Raw genomic sequence first — 4,135 nt, forward strand, 5'->3', positions numbered from 1 at the left:
TTCGAGATTCGAGATTCGAGAAAATTAGAAAGGTTGACGTGAAAGCGTCAACCTTTTTTTTGTCTGGAGGTTTGTTTACTCGATTATTTAAGCGATTAGCTAACCTACACAGCAAGAGATCTCCTATTACGCTCATTCGTCGCTCTAGGAGATGACGAGAATAGGTGTAGTGAATCCAAGACAACATCAATGATGCGCCATCAAACCACACCAAATCGTTATCCCTCTTCTCACCATCATTCCCTACAGTGAGGGACGAACGTGATAGGGAATCTGCTTATTGAGAACGTAAGCCCTAGCCACATTCAAACTCCGACCTTATACTCATGTAAAACAATTAATTGGAAAGATCATGAGCTTCGAACTTCACCCGCAACTTGCGAAAGACACCACACTTATCGGCGAATTTCCACTGAGCTTAGCCCTGCTACACAAAGATAACGCAGTGCCTTGGGTTATCTTGGTACCAAAACGTGCCAACCTAAAAGAGTTGCACCACTTACCAATGAAAGAGCAACAGCAGTTCCTACATGAATCTCAGGCGGTAAGCCAAGCATTAGAAGCAACGTTCCAACCAGACAAATTGAACCTTGGTGCGCTGGGTAATATGGTGCCACAACTGCACATCCACCATATTGCACGCTTCAAAGACGACATTGCTTGGCCCGGCCCAGTATGGGGTAATACAAAAGGCGAACAGCGCAGTGAAGAAGATCAAGCCGCTATCCTGACTCGTATCCAAAACGTTCTGTCACTGAGCTCTATCTTCAAGAAAGCATAATTCGAGTTCATCTCATTGAGCTTTAAAGCAAAACACTTCAGAAAAGACACATAACAAAAAGCCGCTCATCTTAGATAAGCGGCTTTGTCATTTTCTAATCTCGCCTTTTTCAACGAGAGTCTGAAGACCGAACTACATCATCACGTTAAGCGACAAACCATCTTGTTTGCTGATGGTGTAGCGAATACGCGTTGTATGACCATGCTTATTCGTATCGACCAAGCGAGAAACTTTCCCTTTCTTGACCCAAACACTCAGCATCGCATCGACGCCATCTTCACTCATGCCAAACTTTGCAGCGAGCTCTTTACGAGCCGCAACGCCGTGGCTATCAATGTATTGATGAAGTTCAGTTAAAATCATACTACTTGCACCTCTAGTGCTTTCTGCTTACTGCCCACTTTCTTGAAGACGCGATACGTCACCACAAAACCACCAGCAATCGCCACCATCCATACTGCACTTGTCACAGGATGCGCAGCAAAGTTTGCCGCTTGGTAGTAGAAAGTCGCACCAAAGTAACCAAGAGCCATCGTCCAAACCGCGATGAAGCGTGCAAACGTCTGACCAAATTCACGAACATAAGCACCCATCGCGGCCACACAAGGCGTGTAAAGCAGGATAAGAATTAAGTAAGCGAATGCCGCATGACCAGATACAAACTTGTCTTTCAAGTTACCAAAGATAGAGGTATCGACTTCTTGGTCAGCTGCTACAGAATTAGAGTCAGACAAGTCGCCAACTTCAATACCTAATGGATCTGAGTAGCTCAATCCGGCTAGGTTTTCAGGGATCGTCATTACCGCTTCTTGCAGGCTTGCTGCTAAGTCAAACTCAGCTGCTTCTTCATCAGAAGGCGTTGTATATAGGCTATTTAATGTACCAACAACGGCTTCTTTAGCGAAAATACCTGTGATGATACCAACCGTTGCAGGCCAGTTCTCTTCAGTAATACCAATTGGTTGGAATACAGGTGTTACAACTTGAGCTGCTCTAGACAGTACTGAGTTTTCGCTATCTTCGTTACCAAAGCTGCCGTCCATACCTAGAGAGTTTAGGAAGCTAAGAATAGCCACAACCATCACGATTGTTTTACCTGCACCAAGTACGAAACGCTTCAGCTTCTGCCAAGTTTTCAACATTACGTTTTGCACTGTCGGCAATTCGTAATCTGGCATTTCCATCACTAAGCTATCACTGCTACCTGGGTAGATCGTGTTTTTCAGGAACAAACCCGTAAATACAGAAGCAACGATACCCATGATGTACAGAGCGAATACTACGTTTTGTCCTGCACCTGGGAAGAACGCCGCCGCGAACAGTGCGTATACCGGTAAACGAGCACCACATGACATAAACGGCGCCATTGATGCTGCTAGTTTACGTTCGCGCTCTTGGTCAAGAGTACGAGTTGCCATGATTGAAGGCACGTTACAACCAAAGCCCAGTACAAGTGGGACAAATGCTTTACCCGGTAAACCAATCTTCTGCATCACTTTATCAAGTACAAATGCAGCACGAGCCATGTAGCCTGAGCTTTCTAGTACCGCTAAGAATAGGTAAAGCGCTGCGATAACAGGAATAAAGGTCGCAACCGTTTGGATACCGCCGCCAATACCATCAGCAAGTACAGTGACTAACCAAACTGGTAAATGGCCATCTAATAAGTGGTGTCCACCATCAACTAATATTGCTCCAACACCAATATCGAAGAAGTCGATAAACGCACTACCGATATTGATAGAGAACATGAACATTAGGTACATGATAACGAAGAAGAAAGGAATACCGACCCATTTGTTCAAAATGAATTGGTCTGCTTTCTCTGTAAAGTTACGGCTTAGTTTGCCTTCGCTGCGACGAACACGTTTACAAAGGTCATGTAAGAAAGTGTATTTAGCGTCAGCAACAGCAAGGTCAATATCGAAATCGGCACCAAGACGCACGCTATCAATTTGAGTGCGAGTTTGTGGGGCTAAACCATTCAATACCAAGTAATCATTTTCTAAAGCACGAATCGCTAGCGCTCGGTGAGATACGTCAGCATCATCAAATTGTGACTCAACAGAAGGGATAAGAGCTTCTAACGCGGCATCGTAATCAATAGAGATAGGGTCAAGGCTCACACCTTGAACAAGCAGTTTATGCAGACGCTCTTTAAAGCGAACCACTTGACCTTTATCGTTTGCAGACAAGCTTAAAACTGGGCAACCTAGCTCTTTCTCTAGTGCTTTAAGGTTAATCACCTGACGTTCGCGCTTTAATACATCCATTTTGTTCAACACAACGATCATTGGGCGACCCAACTCACGCAGCTGTAATGTCATATATAAGCTTCGTTCTAGACAGTTAGCGTCGACAACATTGATGATCACATCTGCTGGGTGAGTTAAAACAGCGCGAGACGCGATAGACTCATCGATGCTGTTCGCATCATTACCACTGTCTAGTGCGTAGATACCCGGTAAATCCGTTAGTTGAAACTGATCACCAGCGTGCGAGTATAAACCCGTCTTCTTTTCAACAGTGACACCAACCCAGTTACCAACGTGCTGCTTAGCACCAGTCAGTGCGTTGAACAGTGTTGTTTTACCACTATTCGGGTTACCAACGGTAAGAACTTGATAATCCATTTAGATAACCTCGATTTGTTCTGCAATGCTTTCACGAATGGCGATAGAAACACCTCTCACTTCAACTTGAAGCGGATCACCCATAGGTGCACGGCGGATAAGCGTCACCTCGGTTTTTGGCAACATACCCATGACCATAAGTTTCTTCCTTACGTCTGGTGTTAAACCTGTTAGTGCAACAATAGAAGCCGCCTTTCCTTGCTCTAATTGTGAGAGTTTCATAAGTACCCAATTCGTGACTGATAATGAGAAAGATTGTTATTAACGCCATGATACACATACATGCCCACAATTCTATTGTGTGAAATCAATGTTTTCGAAAATACATACTCGTAAGTTTCGTTAAAAACGTTTACGTCAAAAACGTTACTTTCAACAACTAGCGAGAACTACCTCACTAGTACAAACCCTCCCAAACAAAAACAAATCATTAATTATCAATCACTTGAGACAATGTCGGTTTTATCATAGGTATCTGTCGTTAATTTTATAAGTAAAATAAGTAGCTGGACGTATAGTTACTCCATCTAAGAGAAACTACTTCTCTTTAATTTTATTCCAGAGGTGATATGGCTTTGCTATATCACTCCGGCAGCAAGCGAAGGTGTCGTTGGCACCCGTGGTATAGTCCCCCCGGCTATGCCACGATATTTTTTTTCTTCCCTTTGTTTTATCCCAACAACCTTTTTAAACTCCCCATTTATCTCGTATCTCGTATCTC

Annotated in this window: 4 protein-coding genes; 1 reads left to right on the top strand and 3 read right to left on the bottom strand. The window is 43.8% G+C overall.

Going from position 1 to position 4,135, the window contains the following annotated elements; genetic code table 11:
- Window positions 1-352 precede the first annotated feature (352 nt).
- The gene (locus tag AB4482_RS10275) at window positions 353-781 is read left to right on the top strand and encodes an HIT domain-containing protein (RefSeq protein WP_017061937.1); all 429 of its coding nucleotides are present in this window, start codon (window positions 353-355) and stop codon (window positions 779-781) included.
- Between the two features lie 132 nt (window positions 782-913).
- Here AB4482_RS10275 and AB4482_RS10280 read toward each other — a convergent pair whose 3' ends face one another.
- The 3 genes from AB4482_RS10280 to AB4482_RS10290 are packed head-to-tail and all read right to left on the bottom strand — an operon-like array spanning window position 914 to window position 3,636.
- Window positions 914-1,144 (bottom strand): FeoC-like transcriptional regulator, encoded by a 231-nt coding sequence (locus AB4482_RS10280; RefSeq protein WP_017061938.1) that lies wholly within the window; start codon window positions 1,142-1,144, stop codon window positions 914-916.
- Window positions 1,141-3,414, bottom strand: coding sequence for a Fe(2+) transporter permease subunit FeoB (feoB, locus tag AB4482_RS10285; RefSeq protein WP_017061939.1), 2,274 nt, complete (start codon window positions 3,412-3,414; stop codon window positions 1,141-1,143). Before feoB ends, AB4482_RS10280 begins: the two co-directional genes overlap by 4 nt.
- A complete protein-coding gene (locus tag AB4482_RS10290; protein ID WP_004734203.1) occupies window positions 3,415-3,636 on the bottom strand; it encodes a FeoA family protein in 222 nt (73 codons plus the stop codon).
- Window positions 3,637-4,135: the final 499 nt, after the last annotated feature.

Source organism: Vibrio sp. 10N.222.55.C7 (assembly GCF_041473335.1).
In the GTDB taxonomy this organism is placed as follows: Bacteria; Pseudomonadota; Gammaproteobacteria; order Enterobacterales; family Vibrionaceae; genus Vibrio; species Vibrio crassostreae_C.

Coding starts and splice junctions, on each gene's coding strand:
- feoB (WP_017061939.1), bottom strand. CDS start 3,414: ATGGATTATCAAGTTCTTACCGTTGGTAACCCGAATAGTGGTAAAACA.
- AB4482_RS10275 (WP_017061937.1), top strand. CDS start 353: ATGAGCTTCGAACTTCACCCGCAACTTGCGAAAGACACCACACTTATC.
- AB4482_RS10290 (WP_004734203.1), bottom strand. CDS start 3,636: ATGAAACTCTCACAATTAGAGCAAGGAAAGGCGGCTTCTATTGTTGCA.
- AB4482_RS10280 (WP_017061938.1), bottom strand. CDS start 1,144: ATGATTTTAACTGAACTTCATCAATACATTGATAGCCACGGCGTTGCG.